17 protein-coding genes and 1 tRNA gene are annotated in these 26,235 nt (G+C 38.4%); 12 read left to right on the forward strand and 6 right to left on the reverse strand.

Annotated features, from left to right (window positions below; all coding sequences use genetic code 11):
- Positions 1-23 precede the first annotated feature (23 nt).
- The 4 genes from AADJ06_RS16310 (at position 24) to AADJ06_RS16325 (ending at position 7,029) form a co-directional block, all read left to right on the forward strand.
- Positions 24-3,056, forward strand: coding sequence for a TonB-dependent receptor (locus tag AADJ06_RS16310; protein WP_341227550.1), 3,033 nt, complete (start codon positions 24-26; stop codon positions 3,054-3,056).
- Positions 3,057-3,067: 11 nt separating this feature from the next.
- A complete protein-coding gene (locus AADJ06_RS16315; RefSeq protein WP_341227551.1) occupies positions 3,068-4,669 on the forward strand; it encodes a RagB/SusD family nutrient uptake outer membrane protein in 1,602 nt (533 codons plus the stop codon).
- Between the two features lie 132 nt (positions 4,670-4,801).
- Entirely contained in the window at positions 4,802-5,599 is a 798-nt protein-coding gene (locus AADJ06_RS16320; RefSeq protein ID WP_341227552.1) for an endonuclease/exonuclease/phosphatase family protein, read from the forward strand.
- Positions 5,600-5,661: 62 nt separating this feature from the next.
- Positions 5,662-7,029, forward strand: coding sequence for a deoxyguanosinetriphosphate triphosphohydrolase (locus AADJ06_RS16325; protein ID WP_341227553.1), 1,368 nt, complete (start codon positions 5,662-5,664; stop codon positions 7,027-7,029).
- Here the strand turns inward: AADJ06_RS16325 and AADJ06_RS16330 are convergent.
- A complete protein-coding gene (locus AADJ06_RS16330) occupies positions 7,026-8,489 on the reverse strand; it encodes a HAMP domain-containing sensor histidine kinase (RefSeq protein WP_341227554.1) in 1,464 nt (487 codons plus the stop codon). The two genes, AADJ06_RS16325 and AADJ06_RS16330, sit on opposite strands and share 4 nt — an antisense overlap.
- A 3-nt stretch (positions 8,490-8,492) precedes the next feature.
- Positions 8,493-9,194, reverse strand: coding sequence for a response regulator transcription factor (locus AADJ06_RS16335; RefSeq protein ID WP_341227555.1), 702 nt, complete (start codon positions 9,192-9,194; stop codon positions 8,493-8,495).
- Positions 9,195-9,448: 254 nt separating this feature from the next.
- Here AADJ06_RS16335 and AADJ06_RS16340 point away from each other — a divergent pair, with 254 nt between their 5' ends.
- From AADJ06_RS16340 to AADJ06_RS16360, 5 genes are all read left to right on the forward strand, one after another.
- Positions 9,449-10,327 (forward strand): anti-sigma factor, encoded by an 879-nt coding sequence (locus tag AADJ06_RS16340; protein ID WP_341227556.1) that lies wholly within the window; start codon positions 9,449-9,451, stop codon positions 10,325-10,327.
- A gap of 296 nt (positions 10,328-10,623) precedes the next feature.
- The gene (locus tag AADJ06_RS16345; protein ID WP_341227557.1) at positions 10,624-12,987 is read left to right on the forward strand and encodes a GAF domain-containing protein; all 2,364 of its coding nucleotides are present in this window, start codon (positions 10,624-10,626) and stop codon (positions 12,985-12,987) included.
- Between the two features lie 4 nt (positions 12,988-12,991).
- A complete protein-coding gene (locus AADJ06_RS16350; protein ID WP_341227558.1) occupies positions 12,992-14,155 on the forward strand; it encodes a Pycsar system effector family protein in 1,164 nt (387 codons plus the stop codon).
- Entirely contained in the window at positions 14,152-14,994 is an 843-nt protein-coding gene (locus tag AADJ06_RS16355) for an SdiA-regulated domain-containing protein (RefSeq protein ID WP_341227559.1), read from the forward strand. The genes AADJ06_RS16350 and AADJ06_RS16355 overlap by 4 nt, the downstream gene beginning before the upstream one ends.
- A gap of 11 nt (positions 14,995-15,005) precedes the next feature.
- Positions 15,006-18,779 (forward strand): metallophosphoesterase, encoded by a 3,774-nt coding sequence (locus AADJ06_RS16360; RefSeq protein ID WP_341227560.1) that lies wholly within the window; start codon positions 15,006-15,008, stop codon positions 18,777-18,779.
- A 27-nt stretch (positions 18,780-18,806) separates the two neighbouring features.
- Here AADJ06_RS16360 and AADJ06_RS16365 read toward each other — a convergent pair whose 3' ends face one another.
- From AADJ06_RS16365 to AADJ06_RS16375, 3 genes are all read right to left on the reverse strand, one after another.
- Positions 18,807-19,784 carry a hypothetical protein gene (locus tag AADJ06_RS16365; RefSeq protein ID WP_341227561.1) on the reverse strand — a complete coding sequence of 326 codons (978 nt, stop codon included), beginning with the start codon at positions 19,782-19,784 and terminating at the stop codon, positions 18,807-18,809.
- A 201-nt stretch (positions 19,785-19,985) separates the two neighbouring features.
- Positions 19,986-20,060 (reverse strand) — tRNA-Pro (locus AADJ06_RS16370).
- Between the two features lie 55 nt (positions 20,061-20,115).
- Positions 20,116-21,195 (reverse strand): glycoside hydrolase family 43 protein, encoded by a 1,080-nt coding sequence (locus tag AADJ06_RS16375; RefSeq protein WP_341227562.1) that lies wholly within the window; start codon positions 21,193-21,195, stop codon positions 20,116-20,118.
- Between the two features lie 118 nt (positions 21,196-21,313).
- Between AADJ06_RS16375 and AADJ06_RS16380 the strand changes: the two genes are divergently transcribed.
- Positions 21,314-21,697 (forward strand): RNA-binding protein, encoded by a 384-nt coding sequence (locus tag AADJ06_RS16380; RefSeq protein WP_341227563.1) that lies wholly within the window; start codon positions 21,314-21,316, stop codon positions 21,695-21,697.
- A 56-nt stretch (positions 21,698-21,753) separates the two neighbouring features.
- On the forward strand, positions 21,754-24,141 hold the full coding sequence (locus AADJ06_RS16385; protein ID WP_341227564.1) for a penicillin acylase family protein: 2,388 nt from the start codon (positions 21,754-21,756) through the stop codon (positions 24,139-24,141).
- Here the strand turns inward: AADJ06_RS16385 and AADJ06_RS16390 are convergent.
- A complete protein-coding gene (locus AADJ06_RS16390) occupies positions 24,138-24,875 on the reverse strand; it encodes an NYN domain-containing protein (protein WP_341227565.1) in 738 nt (245 codons plus the stop codon). The two genes, AADJ06_RS16385 and AADJ06_RS16390, sit on opposite strands and share 4 nt — an antisense overlap.
- A 145-nt stretch (positions 24,876-25,020) precedes the next feature.
- Here AADJ06_RS16390 and AADJ06_RS16395 point away from each other — a divergent pair, with 145 nt between their 5' ends.
- A complete protein-coding gene (locus AADJ06_RS16395) occupies positions 25,021-26,232 on the forward strand; it encodes an AGE family epimerase/isomerase (RefSeq protein ID WP_341227566.1) in 1,212 nt (403 codons plus the stop codon).
- Positions 26,233-26,235 lie beyond the last annotated feature (3 nt).

The following is a 26,235-nucleotide window of genomic DNA, read 5'->3' on the forward strand; positions in this document are numbered from 1 at the left end:
TGCGACATTTCTATTTGTCGTTAATGGGATTTTTAATTATTTGTGGAAGTTCTTGGGCTAGCGAGCCTACCAGAACAGTGAGAGGGATTGTGAGCGATGCTCAAACAAACGAGACACTAACAGGGTGTACAGTTACCGTAAAGGGAACTAATGTAGGTGTCATTACTGATGTAAACGGTGAGTATAGCCTAAACGTAGAAAACGAGAACGCCGTTTTAGTTTTTGGCTTTATTGGATATACTACACAAGAGGTGATAGTAGGAAACCAGACCACCATAAGTGTGGCTTTAAGCCCTAACATGAATGACCTAAAAGAGGTGGTTGTGATTGGTTACGGAACGGCAAAAAAAGGAGACCTTTCTTCTGCCGTGGTAAGCGTAGAAAATGTAGAAAAAATAAAAGACAGACCCGTTCTTGATGTTGCCAATTTGATTCAAGGAAGAGTACCTGGCGTAACCGCTATAAGCAATGGTGGCCACCCAAACTCGACACCAAAAATCACAATTAGAGGTACTGGTTCTAGAGGAACTGAAAACGTACTTTACGTGGTTAACGGGGTACCAAATGCTCCTTATAACCCAGCAGACATTGAGTCTATCACGGTGCTTAAAGATGCCGCTTCCGCCGCTATTTATGGAGCATTTTCTGGGTCTGCAGGTGTAATATTAATTACTACTCGTCAGGCTTCCTCAGGAAAACCAAGTATAGAGTACAATGGCTTTATGGGAGCTAAACAAGCTTGGAAGACACCAAATGCCCTAACTGCCGACAAAGAAGCAGAGGTATCAAATTTAGCTATGCAAAACGCTGGCCTTAACCCTTTAGACGGTTGGGATGCCACTAAGAATCCTTACGCTGCCGTTACCAGAACAAACTGGATAGACGAAATTTTCAGAATAGGAACCATTCAACGTCATAATTTCTCAATTAATGCTGGAACGGATAAATTCTCAACGCTCTTCCAAGGAAGGTATGAAAACAACGAGGGTACTTTATTAAACACGTACAGTGAAAACATCTCTTTAAGGTTTAATAGTCAATACAGTTTTGACGACCACCTTAAATTCCGTCAAGAAGTATTTTGGAACAATAGCGACAGCCGCGGCACATCTACAGAAAGTGGCTATAGCGGAACTATACTTTCTGCTATTTATATGCCTAGCTCTGCTGTTCCTTACTATGAAGATGGAAGTTTTGGTGGCGTAGGCCCAAGAGATTCTGATTATTTAGGAATTCATGGTGATGCCATTAACCCGGTAGGAACACTTTTAAGAAATCAACCTTACAATAAAGGCAGCGATTTACAGTCGGTATCTGAGTTATCATACTCTGACATTATTCCTGGCTTAAATTTCTTGACAAGATATTCTTACCGCTCTCAAGCCTCACTTTATAAGAAATTCAACCCTAAAGTAACAGAGCCAGGTAAACCTAACAATCAAAACTCTTTAAACTACAGCACCAATAAAGGTTATAACTGGATTTGGGAAAACACCTTAAACTATACACGTACCCTTGGTAACCATAACCTTGGAGCTATGGTGTCAACTACAGCACAAGAAAATGGTGCAAAAGGCTTTTCAGCTGCAGCAAGAGACTTCCCAGATGAAGAAGATTGGGCTCAATTTTTCTTAAATGCTCAAACTTTTAGTTCTGACAGGCCTGGCGACTATGACTGGAAAGACAGAAACTTATCTTACGTTGGAAGGCTTTCTTATAGCTGGTCAAACAGATATTTCTTAACAGGGAGTTACCGTTATGACATCGCCGGAAGATTAGCAGAAGGTTATAGAGGAAAAGGTTTTCCAGCAGCCACCGCTGCATGGAAAATAAGTTCTGAGCCATTTTTCAATATCCCATTAATAAACTCATTAAAACTAAGAGCTAGCTGGGGAGAAATAGGAAACATTGGTTCTATAGGCAGATACTACGGTTATGCTACACTTAGCACTAATAATACATTCCAAATTGGTAGCGATGCTCCTTACTCTCCTGCTCTTTATGTTGGTAGTTTGAACAATCCCGCTTTATCATGGGAAACTTCTAAACAAACAGACATCGGTTTAGATCTAACTATGCTTAACGAACACCTATCTCTTTCTGTAGATTATTTTGACAAGCTTACTTATGACCTAATCAAACAACAAGATACAGACTGGACTAACACTTACGGTTTTGGTGCTCCATTGATTAATCAGGGTAAAATTAGAAATACAGGTCTTGAAGTTATGGCTTCTTACAGCGGAAACTCAGGCGAGCTAGCTTATGAGTTTAGTGGGAATATTGCTACGCTAAAAAACAGCGTAGAAGAAATTGACAACAACCCTGACTCTTTCTGGGCTCACGGAAATGCATGGAGAGGAACCATTAGACCGTACAGGTCTACCGTAGGTCAACCTTACTATTCTTACTGGATGATTAAAACAGATGGCATTTTCCAATCAGATGAGGAAGCTGCCAGCTATACTTTCAATGGAGAAAGAATTCAGCCAAATGCCCAAGCGGGAGATTTGAAATTTGTTGACCTAAACGAAGACGGAAAAATTGATGACAATGACCGTTCTTACATGGGTTCGGCTGCTCCTAAGTTAACCTACGGTTTCAATACTAACCTTACTTACAAAAACTTCGACTTAAGTGTATTCTTCCAAGGTGTAGCTGGAGTTAAATTATTCCACGCTTTCAAAGAGTCTACTCTTAACGCTTCTGAGCAAGGTTATAACAGATGGGACAAAATTTTGGACGCTTGGTCTCCTACAAATAGCGATTCAGACATTCCTAGAATATCTGCAAACGACCCAAACAATAACTTCCAGACTGCCTCTGACTGGTACCTAGAAAGTGGTGACTACCTAAGATTGAAAAACTTAGTGCTTGGCTATACTTTCCCTACGCTTGGGCCAGTATCTGGTTTGAGAGTTTACGTTAGTGGTGACAACCTGCTAACCTTCACTAAGTATTCAGGAATGGACCCAGAGGTTGGTGGTATTGGTTTTGACGGAGGTCAGTTCCCTGTATCGCGTGTTTATGCTGCAGGTTTAAAGTTTAAATTCTAATTATTACGACAATGAAATTTCAAATAAAATATACAATTCTACTAGGCCTATGCTTTATGTTTAGCATAAGCTCTTGTGACAAGGAATGGGTAGACACTAAGCCTAACGGAGCATCTACCACAGCCTACTTTTGGGATAGCGAAGATGACGTTATCAAAGGCATAGCCTCCATTTATGTACCATTCAGATGGGAATCTACATGGGGTAGAGATTTGTTTTGGATGCAAAATGCAAGTGATGATTTAGTGGTAGGCCGCTCAAAAGCTGATGCCGAAAACATCAAAAATTTTATTCCAACAGGAAACGAAGGTTATATGGCTACGGCTTTTGAAGATATGTACTGGATGATGAACAAGGCAAATCAAGCCATAGAAGGTGTTCAAGGTGCCACAAACATTTCAGAAGAGTTAAGACAACGTTCTTTAGGCGAAGCATATTTCGTAAGAGCATTTGCTCACTTTTGGGCTGCCTACCTATGGGGTCATGAAGACCAAGGTGTGCCTTATGATGGTGTAGAAAATGAGGAGTTTGGAGATAGAATACCTCCACAGCTAGCTTCTGTAACAGATAACTACGCTCAGATTATTTCTGACTTAGAAAAAGCAGCTGAGTTATTACCATTGTTCCAAACCTACGGTGCCGAAGACCAAGGCCGTGCTCACAAATCAGCAGCATGGGCATACATGGTAAAAACCTACGCTTACTGGGCACAATATGACAGCTCAAAATGGGAAAACGTACCAGACCTTGCCGACAAAATCAAAAACGAAGGTCAAAGAGCATTGGTAACTGGTCAAGAAAGTAACGAGGCTAATTATAGAGCGGTATTTACCGACAGTCAAAACTGGGGTCCAGAATATATCTGGTCAGTAACTTCAGGAATTCAGGGTGGTTCTGAATTCCCTGGTGTTATACTAGAAAACAAAGGATGGGGTATTTTCAATGGCTGGGGCTATTTCCAACCAACCGAAGAGCTTTACCAAGAATATGAAGAAAATGACCCACGACGTGAGGTTACTATCTTAAAATTTGGTGACAAGTTTACTTATTTTGGTGTGGAGCGTGAATACTACTCCACCAATAGCCTTTCAGGTTTCCAGATTAACAAATACATGGACCCTTACAGCTACGGAACAGATGAGGATGCAGGTACCAATTCAAAAATCAATCAAAACGGTAACTACCCTACCACTGCTCTGAATTTATCTTTAATTAGGTATGCAGAGATTTTACTTTTCAAGGCAGAAGCTTTAATCCAGATGGGCCAAGCTGCTCAAGCAGCAGAGCCTTTAAACGAGGTTCGTGCTAGAGTTGGCTTAAGCCCTATTGCTACTCCAACTATGGATGACTTAAAGCATGAAAGACGCGTGGAGCTTGCTTGTGAGTGGACAGATAGATTAGCCGATTTAAAAAGATGGGGTGATGTAGATGTTATCAATGCTCCGCTTCACGGCAGAATCCATGAAAACAAAACTGACCCTAGTTCTTCTTACACGGTAGAGGAAGTTTGGCCAGCAAGAAGTTTCGACCCAGCTAGACACATGGCATGGCCACTTAGCTCAAACGAAATCTCAAGAAGTAATGGCATATACAAACAGACTCCAGGCTGGTAGCTTCCCATAATTATTGTCAGAAAAAAGCAGTCTGCATTTTAGTAGACTGCTTTTTTGATATAAAATACTTCCTGTCGTTTTATAAATACTATTTTCGCCTATAAACGCCCTCTTCTATACTTTACCCAATATATGAAACTAAAAACATACATTACTTTTCTTTGCTTACTCTTTAGTTTAAATTCTTTGTCTCAATCCATTGATGAGCATCCAAGAATCATTAGAGTTCTCACGTTCAATATTCTTCATGGTGCTACCACCAATAATGATTTTGACTTAGACCATATTGCCAAAGTTATTTCAGATGCCAATCCTGATTTTGTAGCCTTACAGGAGGTAGATTATAAAACCAACAGAGCTAAAAAATATGATTTAGTAACGGAATTGGGCTATAGAACCAAGCTCTCCCCTCTTTTTGGAAAAGCCATGAAATATGATGGTGGCGAATATGGCGAGGGAATTTTGGCAAACTACACTTTCTTAAATAGCAGAAACATCATCCTGCCTTATACTGCAGGCAGAGAACCCAGAGCAGCTTTAGAGGTAACCTCTGTTTTAGCCTCTGGTGATACCGTTTCTTTTATTGGAACTCATTTAGACCATTTAAAAGACGGAAAAGACAGACTGGCTCAGGTGCAAAGCATCAATGAAAATTTCACTTCAAACCAATACCCTAGCATTTTAGCAGGTGACTTAAATGATACGCCAGGCAGCATAGCCATTAATACTTTAGAAAAACATTGGCTTTCTTCTTACAATAAAGAAAACCCAAAGCCTACCTACCCTTCTGATAAGCCCGAAGTTAAAATAGATTATGTCATGTTTTACCCTAAAAACAGATGGCGAGTATTGACCACCGAAGTGATTCAAGATGCTGTAGCCTCTGACCACTGTGCGTATTTAGTTACGGTAGAGTTACTCGAAGAATAGAAATAAGCCTTTGGCAATTCATTAGGTCTATAAATTGCCTTAGCTTTGTCAAAATTTATATTATGCACTGGGAAACACTTTTTTCGAACAAAAGATACGGCTCTAGAAACCTTCAAAACACAGACGAAACTCGTGGAGAATATCTGAGAGATTACGACCGTCTTATTTTCTCTTCCCAGTTTAGAAGACTTCAAGATAAAACCCAAGTTTTCCCTTTGCCAGGCTCCATATTTGTACATAACAGACTTACGCACAGCTTAGAAGTAGCCTCAGTAGGCCGTTCTTTAGGGAGATTAGTAGGCGAAAAAATAGCCAAGAAAAACAGCGAAAACTTAAGCCCCCATGCTTCTGAGTTTTACAAATTTGCTCTAGCAGATGTAATCCAAACAGGCTGCATAGCTCACGATATTGGCAATCCTCCTTTCGGACATTCAGGAGAAGACGCCATAAGAACCTTTTTCGAAGAGCTTTCTGGCAGTCAAAAAGAAACCTTAGAAAAAGAGCTAACGCCAAACCAACTAGCCGATTTAAAAAATTTTGAAGGAAATGCCAATGCATTCCGAGTCTTAAGTACACTGTTTTTAAAAGCAGGCTTAAAACTGACTTATACTACTTTGGCTTCTATTGTCAAATATCCAATTGATAGTTTAAACGGTTTTGACAAGTCTACGGGCTTAATCTCTACTAAAAAATCTGGGTATTTTGATGCAGAGCTTTCTGTCATGAAAGAGATGGCTGCCGACCTTAAAATGAAGACTTTGAACGAAAGTAAAAGTCATTTGGCCAGGCATCCATTCGTATTCTTAGTGGAAGCTGCTGATGATATTTGTTATAGAATCATAGACTTAGAAGATGCTTTCAGGCTTCATATTCTTGGTTTTAAAGAGGTGGAAGAGTTACTTCTTCCATTCTTTGAGGGAAAAAAAAATGAAGCTTATATAAAAGAGCAAATGCTGAGCATGAAAGACGAGAAGCAAAAGCTTTCCCTGCTGAGAGCTATGTTAATTGGCCTTTTGACCAGAAAATGCTCTGATGCCTTTATGGCAAATGAAGTGGCTCTTTTAAACGGTGACGTAAACAAATCGTTGATTGAGCTTATAGATGAAAAGTCTATCCAACTCATTGATAAAATTGACGCTATTTCTGTCAGTAAAATCTACAATCACAAGTCTGTAGTAGAAATCGAAATTGCAGGCTTTCATGTTATTGGCGGCCTTTTAAAGGAATTTCTTGGTGCTATTTTAGAGCCTAAGTCGGCCAAGTCTAAAAAGATGAAAAAGCTAATTCCAGAGCAATTTGAAATAAGTAATGACCTGCCACTGTATCAAAACATCTTATCTGTTTTAGATTTTATTTCGGGCATGACAGACATTTACGCCGTAGACCTTTATAGAAAAATTACCGGAATTCAGATTCCTAGTTTGGGTTAAACCACGTACGCCGGCAAATTAAAACTAAAACGGGTGCCTTGATTTAGCTTACTGCTTACATCTATACTGCTGTTATGTAGCTCAATAATCTTATTGGCTATTGCCAATCCTAAGCCTGTTCCTTTTACCCTGGTTTCGTCTTTGGTATTGGTATGATATCTTTCAAAAATCACCGAAAGGTCTTTTTCTGCTATTCCAGAACCCGTATCACTGATACTGAATAAAATATTCTGTGTATCGCTTGAACCTATTTCTAGTTTTATCTTGCCTCCCTTTGGTGTGAACTTTAAAGCATTGTCTACTAAATTTTGAATCACCCTTTCTACCAATGAAATATCGCCAAAAACAAAAGGCGTCTCTGGGTTTCTAACAAACTCCAGTTCTATATTCTTTTCTTTAAACAAAACTTCATACCTAGCCATCAAATCATAGGCAAGTTCATCTAATGGGAATGGCTCTTTTTGCAGCTGAATTTGATTATTTTCTAGCTTTGAAAGCTCAAAAAGCTGATTTACCAGACCTTTCAATTTTTTAGTACTCTCGTTTATATTCTCCAAATACTGACTTTCTTCTGCAGCACTAAGTTGGTTTTTCTTTAATTGGAGCGTTTCTGTAAAACCCTGAATGATAGAAAGTGGCGTTCTTAAATCATGTGAGATATTCGCCACCAGCTCTCTTCTAAAATTATCTATCGACTTAATCTTGTCAAACTGTAGCTGAATTTGATTCGCCATATCATTAAACGTTTCAGAAATTCCGCTAAACATACTCCGCTCATCTGTTTCTATTCGCCTACTAAAATCACCGGAATGAAATTGACTCATTCCATCGGTAATGGCTTGTAAATGCTTTGTTTGATACCATAAAATAAAAAAACCAAGAAGCAAAGCCAGCACAGCAGCCAAAGCAATTAGCTTCAAAAAGGTGTCCATGGTATAGGTTCCTAAAAGTCCTGCAAAAACAGATTCTCGCTCTTCCGAAACCAAGATGATATAATAATACCCCTTAAGCACATCATTTTGTATAATGGGTGCTGCCGAAAATATCTTTGATTTTAAAAAGTCTCTTGGGTCGTCTCCTTTGATAAAGTTTTGTCCTTTATCCGCTATAAAACTTAACACTGGCTCTAAACTTACAGCTTCTCTCACCACCTCCTTATAAGGTGCTACATGGGCCATAATTCCTCCTGCCGTATCTAGCAGGTAGACTTCTACATCAGGGTTTATAATCATCATCGACTCCATTACTTTTTGAATAGCCATGGTGTCTAGCTTCCCCTCTTCATTAAAAGTCTCTAAATGGTCAATAGTAAACTGAGCCAAATGTGCGTGCAATTTCTGATTAGCCTCTTCTTGATAATTTCTGGTAGTCACAAAACTTATGTAGGTCATGGCGGAGCCAAAAAGCAGCAGCACCAATAGCATAGAAAGCGACAGACGTATGAAAAATTTATTATTCATTCTTTAAAGGTTTTCATTGAAACGATACCCATAACCCCAGCTAGTCAAAATATAACTGGGCTTGTTCATATCCTCTTCTATTTTGGCACGAACTCTATTTATATGGGAATTGACCGTATGTTCATAGCCTTCAAAATCATAGCCCCAAACTAAATTGAGCAAACTTTGACGATTAAAGCTTTTCCCTGGGCTAGCCGCCAAAAGCGAAAGTAAATCAAACTCTTTTGGTGTCAATTCTATTCTTGACCCTGCTTTTTGAACGGAACGTTTATCCAAATCAATAGTTAAACCATCAGCCTCAATAAGCTGGGTATTTGTAGAAGAAGGATTGTCAAACTTCCCTAAAGACCTCCGCAGTACAGCTTTTACCCTTGCCTGAAATTCTCTCACACCAAAAGGTTTCACGATATAATCATCTGCCCCTGTTTCTAAACCTAGCACCCGGTCTATTTCTTCAGACTTTGCAGTTACCATGATTATTGGCGAAGCAATATCATTTGCCCTAATTTTTCTACAAACCTCCATTCCATCCATAGATGGAAGCATTAGATCTAGAATTATTAGGCAGTAATTTGTCTTTTTTGCCATTTCATAACCTTCTAAACCATCCAGTGTATGGTCTATTTCATAATGCAAATCCTTCAAATGGATTTTTATCAATTCGGCTATCTTATGGTCGTCTTCTATTACTAGAGCTCTAGGCATGTTTTTAGGTTAATTTTAAAAGTATGTCCTCGGAGAATTCAAAGTAAACTTTTAAGTATCACAGAATTATCACAAAGAAGTTTTCTACTAAAAGATGAGTTTAGACTTACGGAATTTCGTTTGGCAAGGTTCTATAAAATAAGCCATAAGCACTCAAAAATGCTCTGTGATAGTTTTGTTATAATTCTGACACTTTCACGTAATACCTAGGCTGTTCCTTTGTGTCAAGTTTAACATTAAAACAAAACAAGGATATGAAAAAAGGACACTTAAAGACTTTAGCACTAGCATTTATGGCATTGGCTTTTACCGCCTGCGACGATGATGATGAGCCTACGGCACAAAGCGGAGCATTGACATTAAACATTCAAGGATTAGAAGACTTGGGCTCGGAAGCCGTTTATGAAGGATGGTTAATTACGCCATCTGGCCCTATATCTACGGGCGTATTTACAGTCAATGGTTCGGGAGCCCTCTCTCAATCTCAATTTAACCTAGACCAAGATGTCTTAGACGCGGGTAGCACATTTGTTTTAACTATAGAGCCAGCAAATGACACCGACCCTGCACCTTCTAAAGTTCATATTTTAGCTGGAGATTTTTCTTCCAATTCTGCAGACCTCAATGTAGGTCATACAGCCGCTTTAGGAAGCGATTTTTCATCAGTGGCTGGCCAGTTTATACTAGCCACACCATCTACAGAAACTATGGATGACGAAACAAGCGGAATCTGGTGGCTAGACCCATCTGGACCTACAGCTACCCTTACTTTACCTACACTTCCTGAGGGATGGGTGTATGAAGGCTGGGCAGTAATAAACGGCACACCAGTAAGCAGCGGTACATTTACTAGCATTTCTGGTCCTGATAGCGGCGAGCCGTTTAAAGGAAGCGGCGGAACACCTCCTTTCCCAGGAGAAGATTTTGTGGCTAATCCTCCATCAGGAATGACATTTCCTACCAACCTTCAAGGTGGTGCGGGTGTAATAAGTATAGAGCCTTACCCAGATAATAGCCCTGCTCCTTTTACATTAAAGCCATTAGTTGGTCAAATAGCAGCAGATGCTCCGGTACATACTTTATTAGATATGGGTCAAAATCTAAGTTTCCCTACGGGCACAGTAAGCAAATAAGTTTAACAATTTTCTAATATTAAGAGCAGCTCCATCTGGGGCTGCTTTTTTGTTTGAACGCTTTACATTTCAATTTAAAAACTAAGCCGAACCAAATAGACCTTCATAAATGTTACTAAAACCTATAACAGTAAACGTTTTCGCAAATGTAAACCTGTAGGTCATCAGTCAGCAATGTGGTTTATCACTATTTAAGTCCTTCTAAATAAACTAGCTTCTCTCTCCTTACCTTCAGGCGTACTTTTACTCATCTAGAAACCTAAATTTATCTCTATAGCAAGACTACTACCTTACTGATGAAAAGCATATTACTTGACGTTTCAAAGGATTCACATAGTGGATTCAAGGATTTGGAAACCCATATTTCTATAGCCCCTTTAATTTCGTTTGTTAAAGACAGAATGGAAAATGTACGTTCCGTCAATAAAAAATATTTTGAAAACCTTCTTTATAAACTAGAGAACGTTTTTGACCTGAAAGGTAATATACCACTTACCGATACTTCTAATTACGAAAATCTCTTTGAAGAAATATACAATTTCTTAGTACCACCTGCTAGTGACGAATCGCAGGTGTATCTAGCCCTTAGTACTCCTATAAAGCCTACTTTTTTTTATGGAACAGACGCCTTCTACAATTTACTTATAAACGAAGGAAATGGCTGTGTAAATCATGAATCCATAGAAGAATATGATCCTTCGCCAAAAAAGGAAATAATTCAGATATACTCTTTAATTTTAGAGAAGCTATATGGTTTTCCACCCCACCCTGCTAGGAGTATTATCATCAGTGTTAAAGAGACTGATTCTATCCTTAAGAAATACTATAAATTAGATATTGACAATACTTATGTAAGCGTAAGTCCTAAGGGAGAACTTCCAGAATTTGACTTAAGTCAAGTGAGAGAGTTATGGCAAAAAGATTTTGATATACACTCTATTTTAGAGCTTTTACCCTTATCAAACTTCAAGTTTAAAGGGTTTTCTGTCATTAAGCTAGAAGATATAACCACTACCCAGACAGTGGAACACATGAAAAGCTTAATCATAGAAAGGGCCTCTTTTAAAGACAATACCTATCATGTAGAAATTGTCAATTCTTTAAAAAACTTAACAAGAGACCCAAATCTATACTTTGACCTAGTTCCGCTACTTAAGGTAAATGATGAAGTAGTATTAAACCCAGACACACTGTGCAACAGCCAGTTATTCAGACATACTTTTAATGGCGATACAGAGCAAAACACTTATATAAACTTCTGTAAAGAATTTTTTAAAAATCCCACCATGATTTTCAAGCCATCTCTGGAAATGGCTTCTTGTACCGAAAATGCATTTGACTCTAAAATGGTCAAAAATGAATTTAGGTCTTTAGCCATAGTACCAGTGGTTTGCAAAAAAAAGGTAATTGGAATACTGATATGCTATTCAAGAACTGAAAACGCTGTCAATGAGATTGTTTTAGGACAACTTCACACCGCCATCTCAGTTATAAGTCAAAGCTTAGAGCATGATATAGAAGAGTTTAATCACAAAATTGAGAGCATTATTAGAGAGAAATATACTTTCTTACAAGAAGCAGTAGAATGGAAATTTAAAGAAGCCGCACTTCATTACATGGATGAGCGACTAAACAGCTCTTTAATTAAGAAAGTAGAAACAGTGGCTTTTAAAAATGTTTATCCTTTATATGGTGCTATAGACGTCAGAAATTCTACTATTGAAAGAAACACGGCTCAGCATTTAGATTTCATTTTTCAGATAAACTCACTTTTGCGTACGCTAAAAGCTATTCAGCCTCATATAGAACATGATTTAGCTGAAAAGTTAATTCCCAGAACTGAAAGGTTTTTAGACCGAATAAATAAAAACGAATATGCAGGTGATGAACTAAGAATTAAAAGCTTTTTAGATGCTGATATTTATTCCTTTTTATACGAAGTAAAGAATACTGTTACTAATACTGAAGCTTTAAAACTTATTAATGCATACCTAAACCTAAGCAAAGAATCTGGTGAAGGGCACTTACACAGAAGAGGTTTTGAAAACGACATGCAAACCATAAACTCTACGGTAAACAGATACCTAGAAAACAGTAAAGAAAAACTACAAGAGGACTTCCCTACCTATTTTGAAAAGTTCAGGACAGATGGTGTAGAGTATGACATATATATTGGTCAATCAATAGAGCCCAAAAAGCCTTTTCAAAAGAAATATTTAAATAAAATAAGGAAATGGCAACTAAGCTCCATGGCAGAAATAGCTCGGTTAAACGAAGCATTAATTCCTAAGCTATCTTTGCCCTTAAGAACTACACAACTCATTTTTATAAACCCAAACGCCATAGACATTAGTTTTAGAGAAGACGAAAGAAGGTTTGACGTAGAGGGGGCTTATAATATTAGATATGAAGTTATCAAAAAACGAATAGATAAGGTTAAACTAAAAGGGAAAGATGAAAGGCTAACTCAGCCTGGCAAAATAGCCTTGGTATACTTTGACAGCCAAACTGCTAAAGAATATATTCCGTACATTGAAGATTTACAGGCACAAGGTTTGCTCTTAGATGACCTAGAACTTTTAGAACTAGAGCATCTCCAAGGCGTTAACGGTCTAAAGGCACTACGCGTTGGCATAAATTTAAATTCTGAAACAAACTAGTTCAATGAATTACCAGGAAATACTAGACGATATAGAAAACTATGTGAGCGAATTAATAAAAACTCACGCCGACGATCATTTAATTTATCATGGCCTGAAACACACGCAAATTGTGGTTTCTAATGCAAAATTCCTTGCGGGCTACTATACATTAAATGAAAGAGACACTTTCATAGTTTTAGCTTCTTCCTGGTTTCATGACACCGGTTATTGTAACGGTTCCAAAGTAGAGCATGAAAAAAGAGGTGTAGACTTTACCGTCCATTTTTTAAATAAATATGAAATTGAAAAGGAAACTTTAGAAGAAATATCGGCATGTATTAAAGCCACTACTCTTCCCCAAAATCCTCAAAACCTTCTTCAAGAAATTATTTGTGATGCCGACCTTTTTCATTTTGGAACAGACGATTTTGAGCAATTTAATGAAAGCATGAAACTCGAAACAGAGCATTGCTCAGGAGAAAAGATACCAAATAAAAAGTGGAAGAATAGTAGCATTGAGCTCTTAGAAAAACACTCCTTTCATACATCCTACGGAAAAACTGTTTTGGCTAAACAAAAAAAGAAGAACATTTCAAAGCTCAAGAAAAAATCAAAAAAGAAAGAAGTGCCTGCTCAGAAAAGACCCGATAGAGGAATAGAGACCATGTTTAGAATAAGCTCAAACAATCACCAAAGGCTGAGCGACATGGCAGACAATAAGGCACACATCATGATTACCACCACTTCCATTATTCTGTCCGTAGTACTTACCATTCTCTTTAGAGAAATGGATGCAAATCAATACCTGCTTATACCAAACTTCATACTAACCTCCGTATGTGTAGTTACCATGGTTTTCTCTATTTTAGCTACCAGACCAACTATTCCAAACGGTATCTTTTCTAAAGAAGACTTATCAGAAAAGAGAGTCAATCTTCTGTTTTTTGGAAATTTTTACAAAATGCCTTACGAAGACTACTCTAGAGGTATGTTAAACCTCATGGACGATAGAGACTACTTATACGGCTCGCTCACGAAAGACATTTACTCTCAAGGAGTAGTTTTAGGACGAAAATATAGGCTTCTCAGAATAGCGTATAACATCTTTATGTTTGGCGTGGTGGTTTCAGTTTTGGCTTTTATCACCATGGCTATTATTCAAGAAAAATCTCTAGGACAGATATGAACAAACTTCTTGCTTTGAATAATTTACTTTCAGCTTTTGGACTCTTTATGTTAGTTCAAGCTTGTTCGCCATCATCATCATCCGCCACACTTAGCAGCTCAGATTTTCCTTATAATCTTGACAAACCTGAAGTTTTCCCTTTGCCTTTAAGTCTACTAGAAATATCGGGAATAGCATTCAATAAAGGTAATGCCAAAATCACCTACGCTATACAAGACGAAAAAGGAGCCATTTACCAACTTAATAAAGATGAAATAACTCAGAAAACTCAGTTTATCAAAAATGGGGATTACGAAGATTTGAGTATTCTGAATAATCAAATTTATGTTTTACAAAGCAGCGGGAAAGTGTTTACCACAGCTCTAAGCGAAATGGTAAACAAAGAAACCACCGCCACCAGCGAGATAGACATTAAACTCCCAAAAGGCGAATATGAGTCCCTTTATGCTGACCCAGAAACCCAGTCGTTGTTTATACTTTGTAAAAAGTGTGACAAAAAGAATAGTATTCTGGGCTTCCAATATGACCTAAAACGTCAAAAAAAGAAGCCTGAAACATTTGAAATAAAAACTAAGAATTTTTCAAAAAAAGGCTTTGCGGCCTCGGCCTTAGCCAGAAACCCAATCGATAAAGACTGGTACGTAATTTCTGCCATTAATGCGAGTCTTCTTGTTTTTGATACCGACTGGAATTTCAAAGAAAGCATAGAGCTAAAAAAAGACAATTTCAGACAACCTGAAGGTATAGCCTTTGACCAAGCGGGGCACCTTTACATCTCTAGTGAGGGAGATGATTTTACCAAAGGGAAAATACTGAAGTTCTCGCGAATCACAGACTAGCAAGCCCATTTATGAAACTAAGCATAAACAAAATAGCTCTTCTTTTTCTATTATTTTTTTGCTATTCCTGTGCAACCTACAAGACACAGTACGCTGCCGAAACAGAGAAATGGCAAGAAGTAAAACCTGCAGACTCTCTTAGCATTACACACACCATGTATCTGATTGGCGATGCAGGAAACTCTACCCCTTCTCATAGGTCGCCTGTTATCAACTACCTCGAAGAAGCCTTAAAAAAGGAATCAGCAAACAGCTCTATCATCTTTTTGGGAGATAACATTTACCAAGATGGTATGCCATCAAAAGAAGATGTGGACGCCAGAGCAGATGCTCAATACAGATTAGAGGAACAATTGAAAATGCTTGACAATTTTAAAGGCAGGCCTATTATTCTTCCTGGGAATCATGATTGGCGAATTGACGGAGTAAAGGGCTTAAAAAGACAAAGCAAGTATGTTCAAAAATACCTCAACAGAGACAAAGAAAAGGACGATTACGAAGACTATTTTTTACCACTAGATGGTTGCTCTGGCCCAGAAGTGGTAGAGCTAAATGAAAATATAGTAGTGGTAGTGGTAGACTCTCAGTGGTGGCTAGCAGACTGGGATAATGACCCAGAGATTAACGACGACTGTTCCATAAAAAATAGAGAGAATTTTGAGTTCGTTTTCGAAAACGTCATCAGAAAATATAGGAATAAAAATATAGTAATAGCCATGCACCACCCCCTTTATACGTATGGGCCTCATGGAGGTAGGTTTACCGCAAAACAGCATTTGTTTCCATTAACAGAAATGAAACCTAAGCTCTTTGTGCCTATTCCTATACTTGGTAGTTTAAGTGCTATAGTACGGGGTACAATAGGCTCAAGACAAGACGTTGCAAACAAGAATTATAAAGACCTCCGCTCGGCACTTTTGGCAGGTGTAAGTAAAAACGGAAATTTTATATTTGTGAGTGGGCATGAGCATACTTTACAGCATATTGAAAACAATGGTCAAAAATTTATAGTAAGTGGTAGCGGCTCTAAAAGCAGCCCTGTGGCTATGGGAAAAGGCTCTGAATTTGCCACAACTGATATGGGCTATAGCAAATTAGACTTTTACGAAGGTGGAGAAACTTGGGTCAATTATTACACAGTAAATGACAAAGGAACGGCAGCAAAATTGGTTTACCGCAAAAAAGTAAAAGACACCAAAACACAAGAAAACGAAAACATTTTAGCGGATTTTTCTGAGCATGAAAGTCTACTAGACTCTGCCAATCATAAACTGACCAAAAATAAAATAGTACCCGTAGGCAAAGCACATGATTTCTTACTGGGAAAACATAACAGAGACCTATATCTAGAAAGCTACAATTTCCCCGTTTTAGACCTATCGACTATTCAGGGTGGACTAACTCCTGTAAAGTTAGGAGGGGGCAATCAAACCAACTCCCTACGTTTTGACGCCCCTAGCGAAAGACAATATGTTCTTCGGAATTTGACAAAAGACGTTACCCGCTTTTTGCCATTCCCTTTCAATAAAATGAGTGTTGCAAAGTTTATTGTTGAAGATAATTTTCTATCCACAAATCCCTTCGCACCGCTGTCTATGCCAGCATTAGCTGACGCTATAAACGTATACCACACTAATCCTATACTTTATTATGTACCCAAGCAGCCCAACTTAGATGCTTATAATGACATCTTTGGAGAGTCGATGAACCTCTTTGAAGAAAGACCTAAAGGTAAACACTGGAAAGACGCAGGTTTCTTCGGAAATCCTGACAAAATCATCAATACACCTGATTTAATGGAGGCCATTCTGGAAAACAATAAAGATAGAGTAGATGAAAAGTGGATGCTCAGAACCAGGCTTTTTGACTTTTTAATAGGCGACTGGGATAGACATGACGACCAGTGGGCATGGGCTGCCATAAAACAGGGCAAAGGAGAAACCATTTACAGACCTATACCAAAAGACAGAGACCAAGCTTTCTCACTATATGATGGAGCTGCCGCAAATTTAGCAAGACTCACTGCTCCTTTTTTAAGACAGCTACAAAGTTTTGACCCAGAAATAAAAAGCATGAAATGGACTACCTGGAGTGCCCGATTGGTAGATAGAACATTTCTAAATGGGTTAAGTTGGGAAGACTGGGAAGAACAAGTTCTTTTTATTCAGCAACACTTAACAGACGAGGCTATTGAAAGGTCTTTTGACAACTGGCCTCCTAAAGCCAAAGAAATCTCTTTTGAAAGAATTTCTAACAGCATAAAAACTAGAAGAGCCGATTTAATGAAAATTGCAAGAGCACATTACGAGTTTGTCAGCAAATCTGTCAACGTGATCGGTTCTGAAAAAGAAGAACGTTTTGAGGTAAAGAAACTAGATAAAAACAATACAGAAATAACAGTATTTGACCTTGACAAGGATGGTGAAAAAAGAAAAATAATTTATCACCGAGTTTTTGACAGTAGCATTACTAATTATGTAAATCTTTATGGAAACGGCGATAAAGACGAGTTTATTTTTAAAGGTGAGGCCAATAACAAATTAAAAATTAGATTTATAGGTGGTGATGGCAAAGACACTTTTAAAGACTTATCTACTTCATCTACTGGCAAAAAGAGAATCACTATCTATGATGATTTAAAAAAGGACAAACTAAAGAGTGCCTCCACATTTAAGGATAAAAGAACCAATATCTTTAGATATAATGTGTACGACCGAAGAAACAATGACAGCAACTATGATATAGCTATGGTACTGCCCGTGATAGGTTTCAACCCTGATGATGGTCTGTTACTTGGGGGCAGTGTTAATTATACCAAATATGGTTTTAAAAAAGAGCCGTTTTCTTCTGTTCAGGATTTTAGACTTAAGTATGCTTTTCAGACAAAGTCATTAAGCATAAACTACGAAGGAGATTTTGTCGATACTTTCGGCGAATGGGATTTTTACCTCAAATCATTTTTACATGGCCCTAGTTATGCCTTTAATTTTGCGGGTGTTGGAAATAATACAATAAGACCCGATGACGACGAGAACTATTATAGAGTAAGACAAGCTGCCCTCCACATTTACCCAGCCATAAAGAAGAGGTTTGCTCATAACAGTGCTTATTTCAGTATTGGGCCATTTGCCGAACGCCTAAATTTACAAGCGACACCAGGAAGGTTTTTGGTGGAGAATACCATCAAAAATCAAGTTTTCGATAGTAAAAACTTTGTTGGCTCTAAGTTCTTATTCAGTTTTAATAGCGTTGATAATTTCATAGCTCCACATAATGGAATCATCTTTAATTCTGAATTCAAATGGTCTCATCAAACCAATAATTCTCAAAACTTTGGTTCTATAAACGCCAGTCTTAGTTTTTTTAGGGCTTTAGATAGTAAAGAGAAATTAGTTTTAGCCTCCCAGTTTGGCACAGGAATTAATATTGGAGACGGATTTGAGTTTTATCAAATGCCCTATATTGGCGGCAAACAGGGTTTACGAGGATACAGGTCTGAAAGGTTTTATGGAAAGTATAGTTTCTGGCAATCCACTGATTTAAGATATAAACTCAAGAGTAATTATAACCCATTAGTCCCTATCACTTATGGCGTTTTTGGGAGTTTTGACCATGGCAGAGTTTGGCTACCATCAGAAAACTCCGACAGTTGGCACTATAGCTACGGCGGAGGCCTTTGGCTAGCTCCTGTAGACGCACTAACCTTTACGCTCGGACTATATTTGCCAAAGGAAAAAGAAGAAGAAAAACCCCGACTTGCGGTGAAGGCGGGGTTCTCTTTCTAAATTTGGGAAGGCTTATTATTTTTAAAATTATTCTTCTTTTCTGGTGGCCGTCATGCTAAACATTTCCATTAGAGAACCTTTGGCTTGATTGGCATCTTCTGCTTTTAAATAGAAGTTTAAATCATAGCCCATCATTGTAAAACTGGCAGTAATAGTACTATCCTTAACCATCACATCGCTCATAACTATCTCACTCCCATCCTCTGGATTAGTAGAGTATCCGTTTAAACCATCATCTCCTGCTTCAAATCGCATGGGTATCGTTACGTCACCGTTCGGCGTGCCTACTACCAAAACATCCCAAGAGCCTAAATAATAGTCTTCAGGTGATGCTGTCTCTTCCACCACTCTTATCGCCTCTGCCTCAAACATATCCATTAAAGAACCCGTCATAATATCCTCAGACTCCTTTTTTAAGCTTATGGTAACATCATAGCCTACAATGTGAAAAGCCATATTCAAGGTTTCGTCTTCTATTTCAGCCGAATCCATTTCTTCTTCTCCACTGTCAGGATTTGTAAAATAACCAGTAACCACATCGCCATTTTTCTCAAACCTCACTGGTATTTGAACATCACCTTCAGGCGTACCTTCAACAAAAACATTCCAAGATCCTATAAAATATGCATCAGCGTCAACCACTCTAGTAGCCTCCGCCTCAAACATTTCCATCAAAGAACCTTTCATGCTGTTCTCCGTTTCCTTTTTTAAATTCATGGTCACATCATATCCAGCTATATAAAAAGCCACTGAAAGTGTCCCATCTTTTATTTCAGCAGAATCCATTTCTTCCTCTTCTCCACTCTCTGGATTAATAAAATAACCCGAAACCACATCGTCTGTCATTTCAAACCTCATAGGTAATTCAGCGTCGCCTTCGGGTGTTCCTTTTACTAAAACATTCCACGAATCAAGAAAGTAGCTATTGTCTTCTTGGGCCTGTACATTTACAACTGAAGTCAATAAGAAGGCTGTGAGGGTTAAAAAGTTTTTCAATTTTCTCATTTCAATAAGTATAAGTTCGTTTAATAAATGTAATTGCAAGTTTCTCCATAGAATCTACAACCAGACCTAACACTTTAGCAAAATGATAAAAAAACAAGCAACCTCCTAATAGGAACTCACCTTCTCAATTTCATTACTGTCAAAAGCAAGTGCATCTTTAGTACAAAAAAAGAGGTCACCAAAACAGGTAACCTCTCTAAGTCGGGGTGACAGGATTTGAACCTGCGACCCCACGCCCCCCAGACGTGTACTCTAACCGGACTGAGCCACACCCCGAAATTTGGGCACAAAAATATATTTCTGAATAATTATTTCAAACTATTTTTAACTCTTACTTATATGGGTCAATGGTTTTAATAGAACCATCTTCATTATAATGAAGCTCAGTCACTTTTACATTTCTCAAGTGATTCTGACCTGAAATTTGAGTATCATGATAAAACAAATACCACTTTCCTTTAAACTCAACTATCGAGTGATGGTTTGTCCACCCCTGTACAGGGTTTAAAACCACACCTTGATAAGTGAATGGTCCATAAGGATTATCGCCAGTGGCATACACTATCTTGTGCGTATCACCTGTAGAATAACTCAAATAGTATTTGTCGTTATACTTGTGAACCCATGCTGCTTCAAAAAACCTTTCGTCTGTTTCACCAGATTTGAAAAGTTCGCCATCTGCATTTAAGATTTTAATATCTCTAGGCTCTTCTGCTAATGTTTTCATATCAGCACCAAGTTTAGCCATTTTAGGCAATAAAGCTGGCTCATCAGCAGCCGGCTGCTCTTCAGACTTCTCAAATTTACCATTTTTATAATATTGCAATTGGCCTCCCCAAATTCCGCCATAATACAAGTAGTAAGAACCATCAGTATCTTCAAAAACTGCTGGATCCATACTTATGGTACCTTCAATAGGCGTAGGCTCGGCTGTAAAAGGTCCCGTAGGAGAATCACTTTCAGCCACTCCTATATGGAATATATCTTCTTTGTCTTTTACCGGGAAGTATAGATAATACTTCCCGTCTTTTTTGGCTGCATCGGGTGCCCACATTTGCCTTCCCGCCCATGGCACATCTTCTATATCAAGAGCTACACCGTGGTCAGTTACCGGCCCGCCAACTTCATCCATTGATAAAACTCTGTAATCTCTCATAGCGTACTGCGTACCCAAATCATCGTTAGGAATACCAGCATCTATATCATGTGATGGATAAACATAAATTTTACCATCAAAAACATGGGCAGAAGGATCTGCTGTAAAAATATCTGAAACTAAGGGCTCAGATATAGGCTGTAGTTCCGTAGACTCATCCACACTAGCATCCTCTTTATCAGAGGTCTCAGAAGCACAGGCAGTCATTAGCAAAGCCAGTGTCACTAAACGTAAATCCATTTTCATAAAATTCATTTGATAAAATTTAGGGTTTATGCAATCGGTTCCAAAAATAAATGAATTTCCGCACTTCCAAAGTATTCGGAAAAGAATTGGACAGAAAGAGATACCTTTGTGTCAAAGAAAATAATATATGGACATACACGTAAGTAATCTACCTTTCAAATTAACCGAAGACGAACTAAAAGCATTGTTTGAAAAACATGGCAAGGTAGAGTCTGTCCAAATAATTCTGAATCACAAAACTAGACAAAATAAAGGCTTCGGTTTTGTCAAAATGCCAAACAAAGCAGAAGCTGGAACTGCCATCTATCGCCTTAATGGATTTGAAATAATGGATAGGAAACTAAAAGTTTCAGAGTCAAAGCCCAAAGAAGAAGAGGTTAAGAAAGCCTATAATTGGAAAGCCAACATCAAAAAAAAGGGAAGTGTTGTAAGTTTTGATGGGCAACCCAAAAAACCTGTCAAAGGAAAACATAAGAAAAGGAGAGGCCACGGAAGAGGAACAACCTATTGATACCTCTCTTTTAACCTTAATTGGTTAAATTGGGTCAAATTATAAGACCCTCATCAATGAAAAAAATTCTTTTAGGACTATGCCTCATAGTGCTCCTTGCCCTTGCGGCATCTTATTTCTATCTAAATCATCTCAAACCTTCTTATGCCGGCACCCTAAACTTACCCGAACTCAATGCTGAGGTCGAGGTACTTTATGATGATTACGCCGTACCGCATATCTACGCCGAAAACGAAGAAGACCTTTTTTATACTTTTGGCTATGTACATGCCCAAGATAGGCTATTCCAAATGGAACTACTTAAAAGAGTTTCTTCAGGAAGGCTGGCTGAAGTATTTGGCCCAGAAGCCTTAGAAACCGATGTATTCTTTAGAACGCTAAGTTTTGAAAAGCATGCCAAGTGGGCTTTAGAAGAAAGAGACCCGAACGCTCCCTTCATGAAGGCCGCCAGAGCTTATGTCAAAGGGATAAATCAGTACATTCACGAAGGTAAAACACCTATAGAGTTTACATTATCGGGCATTCCGAAAGAGGACTTCACTTTAGAAGACATGGAAAAGATAGTAGGCTTTTTAGGCTACACTTTTGAAGCTGCCTTTCAAACAGAGGCGGTCATGACTTATATAAATGGAAAATATGGTGAGGAATACACAAAAGACTTTGACCAAAGCTGGCCAGACCAAGACTACAAAATACCTGTCGATAAAAACGTAATTGCTGTTGCAAAAAACTTAGCTCTGATAGAGCAAAAGCTCTCTAAAATTGACTCAAAATTAGATTTCAAACCATTTCATGGTTCAAATGGCTGGGTGATTTCCGGTAGCAAAACCAAGTCAGGTAAACCCATTTTATCAAACGACACCCACATGGCTTTCTCTCAGCCAAGTGTATGGTATGAAGCACATTTAGAGTGCCCCACTTTCAAGGTATATGGTAATTTCATAGCAGGAACGCCAGTACCCGCCTTAGGTCATACTTATGCAGGCGGATGGGGTTTAACCATGTTTGAAAACGATGAAGCCGACTTTTATGCCGAAAGCCTGAATCCAGAAAACGAAAATCAGGTACGTTACAAAGACTCTTGGGTTGATTTAGAGACCAGAGAGGAAAAAATAAACATCAAAGGCGGCACAGATACTACTATCTATGTCAAAGAATCGCCACATGGCTATATCCTAAACGGGGCTTTTAAAGATTTAGATGACACCGCAGAACCTATTGCTCTACAATGGGTTTATCACAAATTCCCTTCTAAGCACATGGAGGTTTTCTATAACCTTTGCAAGGCAAAAGATGCTACCGACGCCAGAGCAGCCGTGGAACCACTCACTGCTCCTGGGCTAAATTTTATGTGGGCAGATACTAGCGGAAATATAGCTTGGTGGGCTGCAGGAAAGTTACCAATTAGACCCACTCACGTAAATCCTTACTATATTTTAGATGGTAGCTCTGGAAATGACGATTGGCAAGGCTACGCTAGTTTTGACCTAAATCCTCAAATCTTAAACCCAGAGCGTGGCTTTCTTTATACCGCAAATAATCAGCCAGATGACATGGGCAATGGCCTGGTACCTGGCTATTATGTTCCGTCAAATCGTGCTAAAAGGATTGAAGAACTTTTAGATACCGACAAAACGGATTGGACAGAGGAGTCTATGCGAGATGTGATAAATGATATCACCTCCCCTACATATTCTGAAATTATTGATTCTTTAATAAAAAGCCTTGACCATACTCTCTTAAACCCTAAAGCCAAAAAACTTCTTATTATGCTAGGCAATTGGGATGGAAAACACGCTCTTGAAAACACTGAACCTACTATTTTTTATCGCTGGGTTTTTGAACTATACCAAGTGGCTATGCGAGACGAGCTAGGCGAGCGTTTCTACCCTTCTTTTGAACGCAGTCATGTATTTAAAAAGAGCATGAAAACCTTCTTTGAAAACGAGAATTCACCTTGGTGGGATAACATAAACACACCAGAAAAAGAATCACGAGGTGCGTTAATCAGCAAAGCTTTGAATAAAACGGTTGTCTTTCTAGAAAATCAATTAGGCGAAAACCCAGAGGAATGGAAATGGGAGAAAGTCCATTCTATAGAACATCCTCATGCCATGGGAAAAGTAGAAGCACTGAGACAATATTTTAATGTAGGCCCTTTTCCTGCTCCTGGTGGTAGGGAAACTATTAATAATATGGCTTTCGGTATGGATAGCACTGGCCTATATAAAGTAACTGCTGGACCAGCACTAAGAAGAATTATAGATTTTAGTACCCCAGAAAAAGGCTATAGCGTTTTACCTACCGGTCAAAGTGGCTACTTCATGAGCAAACATTATGATGACCAAGCACAGCTTTTTGTAAAAGGTGGCAAACGAGCCGAACTTATGGAAAGAACAGCAATTGAAAATGTAATGATAGGCAAGACTGTTTTTAAGCCTTAACCCTTCATTCTAACATAAATAAGTTTAAATCGTCCTTTTTGGGTATCTCTGTTTTCTACCTCGAACCCTTTGATAGATTTTATCATTGGTGTGAGCTTTTGAAAACCGAAGTTTCTAGAGTCAAAGTTTGGCATCTTTTTCTGAAGCAAACTTCCAACATCTCCTAAGAAAGCCCAGCCATCATCATCAGCTAAATCTGATATGGTGGCGGCTATCAAACTTATGACTTTAGGGGTAATCTTGTCAACCTCATTTTTCTTGACAGTTTTCTTTTCTGGTGAATCTGGAGAATCTTCTTCTGCCTCTTTCTTAAGAATTTCAAGGTAGATAAACTTATCACAAGCTACTATAAACGGATTTGGCGTCTTTTTCTCCCCTATTCCATACACCTGCATTCCGGCTTCTCTGAGCCTGGTGGCTAGTCTTGTAAAATCACTATCACTTGACACCAAACAAAAGCCATTGACCTTTTCAGAATATAAAATGTCCATGGCGTCAATAATCATGGCAGAATCTGTGGCGTTTTTCCCGGTGGTGTAGCCGTACTGTTGGATAGGCGTAATGGCATTTTCTAAAAGCAAGTTTTTCCATTTCGACAAATGGGGTTTAGTCCAATCACCATAAATTCTCTTGATGGTTGGGTTGCCATATTTGGCTATTTCTTCCATCATTTCTTTAATATAGGCCGATGGAATGTTGTCTCCATCTATAAGCACTGCTAATTTTAAATCCATTATATATTGGTGATTCTTTTTATGAAGGTAATCTTTTCTTAGCCGAATCTAAGACTTATCTCTAAATCCATGTTCAATTAAGTTTTGCATATAAGATTTGCCTCCTAATTTTCTTTAAATTGCTAATAATTCAACCCAATATAAAATGTCAATCTCTAAAAACACTTTCAAAACAGAAGTCAAAGAGGAATTCTTTTCCATTCTTGATTTCTGGGCTACTCACTCCGTCGATAATAAAAATGGTGGTTTCTATGGCACCATTGATGGTAATAACGAGCCAAAAGAAACCTATAAATCTGTAGTAGCTACGGCTCGGATTCTTTGGAGCTTCAGTGCAGGTATTAATTTCATCAAGAATACACCAGAGTTTATTCAACATCAGCACCTCATTAAAGATTATGAAGTGCTTTGCAAAAGAGCTTATGATAGCCTCAAAAATAATTTTTGGGATGAAAAGCATCAAGGAGTTTATTGGGCAGTGAACGCCAAAGGAGAAAAAGAAAACGGCAAAAAACTCATGTACGGGCACAGCTTCTATGTTTATGGCATGAGCGAATATTACAGAGCTACAGGCTATAAACCCGCTTTAGAAATGGCTCAAAAGTGCTTTAATACCATCATTAATCATTCTTATGATGGTAAAGAAGGTGGTTATATAGAAGCTTATAATGAAGATTGGTCAGAAACTGACGACTATATTCTTTCTAAAGGTATTTCTAGAAAATCGATGAATACCCACCTTCATTTATTAGAGTGCTTTGCAAACCTTTACCGAATTGACAAATCAGAAAAAGTACACTTTCACCTTAAGCACTGTTTAGAGATAATGCTAGATAGAATCATAGGCGAAGGAAATACCAGAATGACCTTGTTTTTCTCAGAAGACTGGACGCCACAAACGAAAGTTATTTCTTACGGGCACGACATAGAAGCTAGCTGGCTAGTTTTAGAAGCTGCTGAAATATTGGGCGACGAGGATCTTATAGAAAGATGTAAAAAAGTATGTCTTCCTATAGCACGAGATTCTGCCGAGGGCATTCAGGCAGATAAGGGAATGATATATGAATTTGACCCTGAAACGGGGCATGGAAATTTTTCACGAGACTGGTGGGTAATGGCTGAAGCTATGGTAGGTTTTTATAATGCCTATCAAATGAGCGGGAAATCCCATTATCTGGAGAAATCAGAGAATTGCTGGACATTTATAAATGAGCATTTGATTGACCATGAAAACGGCGAATGGTATGGAGGTGTTAACGCAAAACATGAAATCACTAACTCCAGCAAAGGAAATCCATGGAAAGCACCCTATCACAATGCACGAGCTTGCATGGAAATTTACAAGCGGATTTCTTAGCTT

Origin of the sequence: uncultured Arcticibacterium sp., from assembly GCF_964021845.1 — a bacterium.
Lineage (GTDB): Bacteria > Bacteroidota > Bacteroidia > Cytophagales > Spirosomataceae > Arcticibacterium.

What these genes read in the sequence shown, in the direction of transcription:
- AADJ06_RS16345 (WP_341227557.1), top strand. Translation starts at nt 10,624, where the DNA reads ATGAAAAGCATATTACTTGACGTTTCAAAGGATTCACATAGTGGATTC.
- AADJ06_RS16310 (WP_341227550.1), top strand. Translation starts at nt 24, where the DNA reads ATGGGATTTTTAATTATTTGTGGAAGTTCTTGGGCTAGCGAGCCTACC.
- AADJ06_RS16325 (WP_341227553.1), top strand. Translation starts at nt 5,662, where the DNA reads ATGCACTGGGAAACACTTTTTTCGAACAAAAGATACGGCTCTAGAAAC.
- AADJ06_RS16320 (WP_341227552.1), top strand. Translation starts at nt 4,802, where the DNA reads ATGAAACTAAAAACATACATTACTTTTCTTTGCTTACTCTTTAGTTTA.
- AADJ06_RS16375 (WP_341227562.1), bottom strand. Translation starts at nt 21,195, where the DNA reads ATGAATTTTATGAAAATGGATTTACGTTTAGTGACACTGGCTTTGCTA.
- AADJ06_RS16315 (WP_341227551.1), top strand. Translation starts at nt 3,068, where the DNA reads ATGAAATTTCAAATAAAATATACAATTCTACTAGGCCTATGCTTTATG.
- AADJ06_RS16360 (WP_341227560.1), top strand. Translation starts at nt 15,006, where the DNA reads ATGAAACTAAGCATAAACAAAATAGCTCTTCTTTTTCTATTATTTTTT.
- AADJ06_RS16395 (WP_341227566.1), top strand. Translation starts at nt 25,021, where the DNA reads ATGTCAATCTCTAAAAACACTTTCAAAACAGAAGTCAAAGAGGAATTC.
- AADJ06_RS16350 (WP_341227558.1), top strand. Translation starts at nt 12,992, where the DNA reads ATGAATTACCAGGAAATACTAGACGATATAGAAAACTATGTGAGCGAA.
- AADJ06_RS16340 (WP_341227556.1), top strand. Translation starts at nt 9,449, where the DNA reads ATGAAAAAAGGACACTTAAAGACTTTAGCACTAGCATTTATGGCATTG.
- AADJ06_RS16355 (WP_341227559.1), top strand. Translation starts at nt 14,152, where the DNA reads ATGAACAAACTTCTTGCTTTGAATAATTTACTTTCAGCTTTTGGACTC.
- AADJ06_RS16330 (WP_341227554.1), bottom strand. Translation starts at nt 8,489, where the DNA reads ATGAATAATAAATTTTTCATACGTCTGTCGCTTTCTATGCTATTGGTG.
- AADJ06_RS16365 (WP_341227561.1), bottom strand. Translation starts at nt 19,784, where the DNA reads ATGAGAAAATTGAAAAACTTTTTAACCCTCACAGCCTTCTTATTGACT.
- AADJ06_RS16385 (WP_341227564.1), top strand. Translation starts at nt 21,754, where the DNA reads ATGAAAAAAATTCTTTTAGGACTATGCCTCATAGTGCTCCTTGCCCTT.
- AADJ06_RS16335 (WP_341227555.1), bottom strand. Translation starts at nt 9,194, where the DNA reads ATGCCTAGAGCTCTAGTAATAGAAGACGACCATAAGATAGCCGAATTG.
- AADJ06_RS16380 (WP_341227563.1), top strand. Translation starts at nt 21,314, where the DNA reads ATGGACATACACGTAAGTAATCTACCTTTCAAATTAACCGAAGACGAA.
- AADJ06_RS16390 (WP_341227565.1), bottom strand. Translation starts at nt 24,875, where the DNA reads ATGGATTTAAAATTAGCAGTGCTTATAGATGGAGACAACATTCCATCG.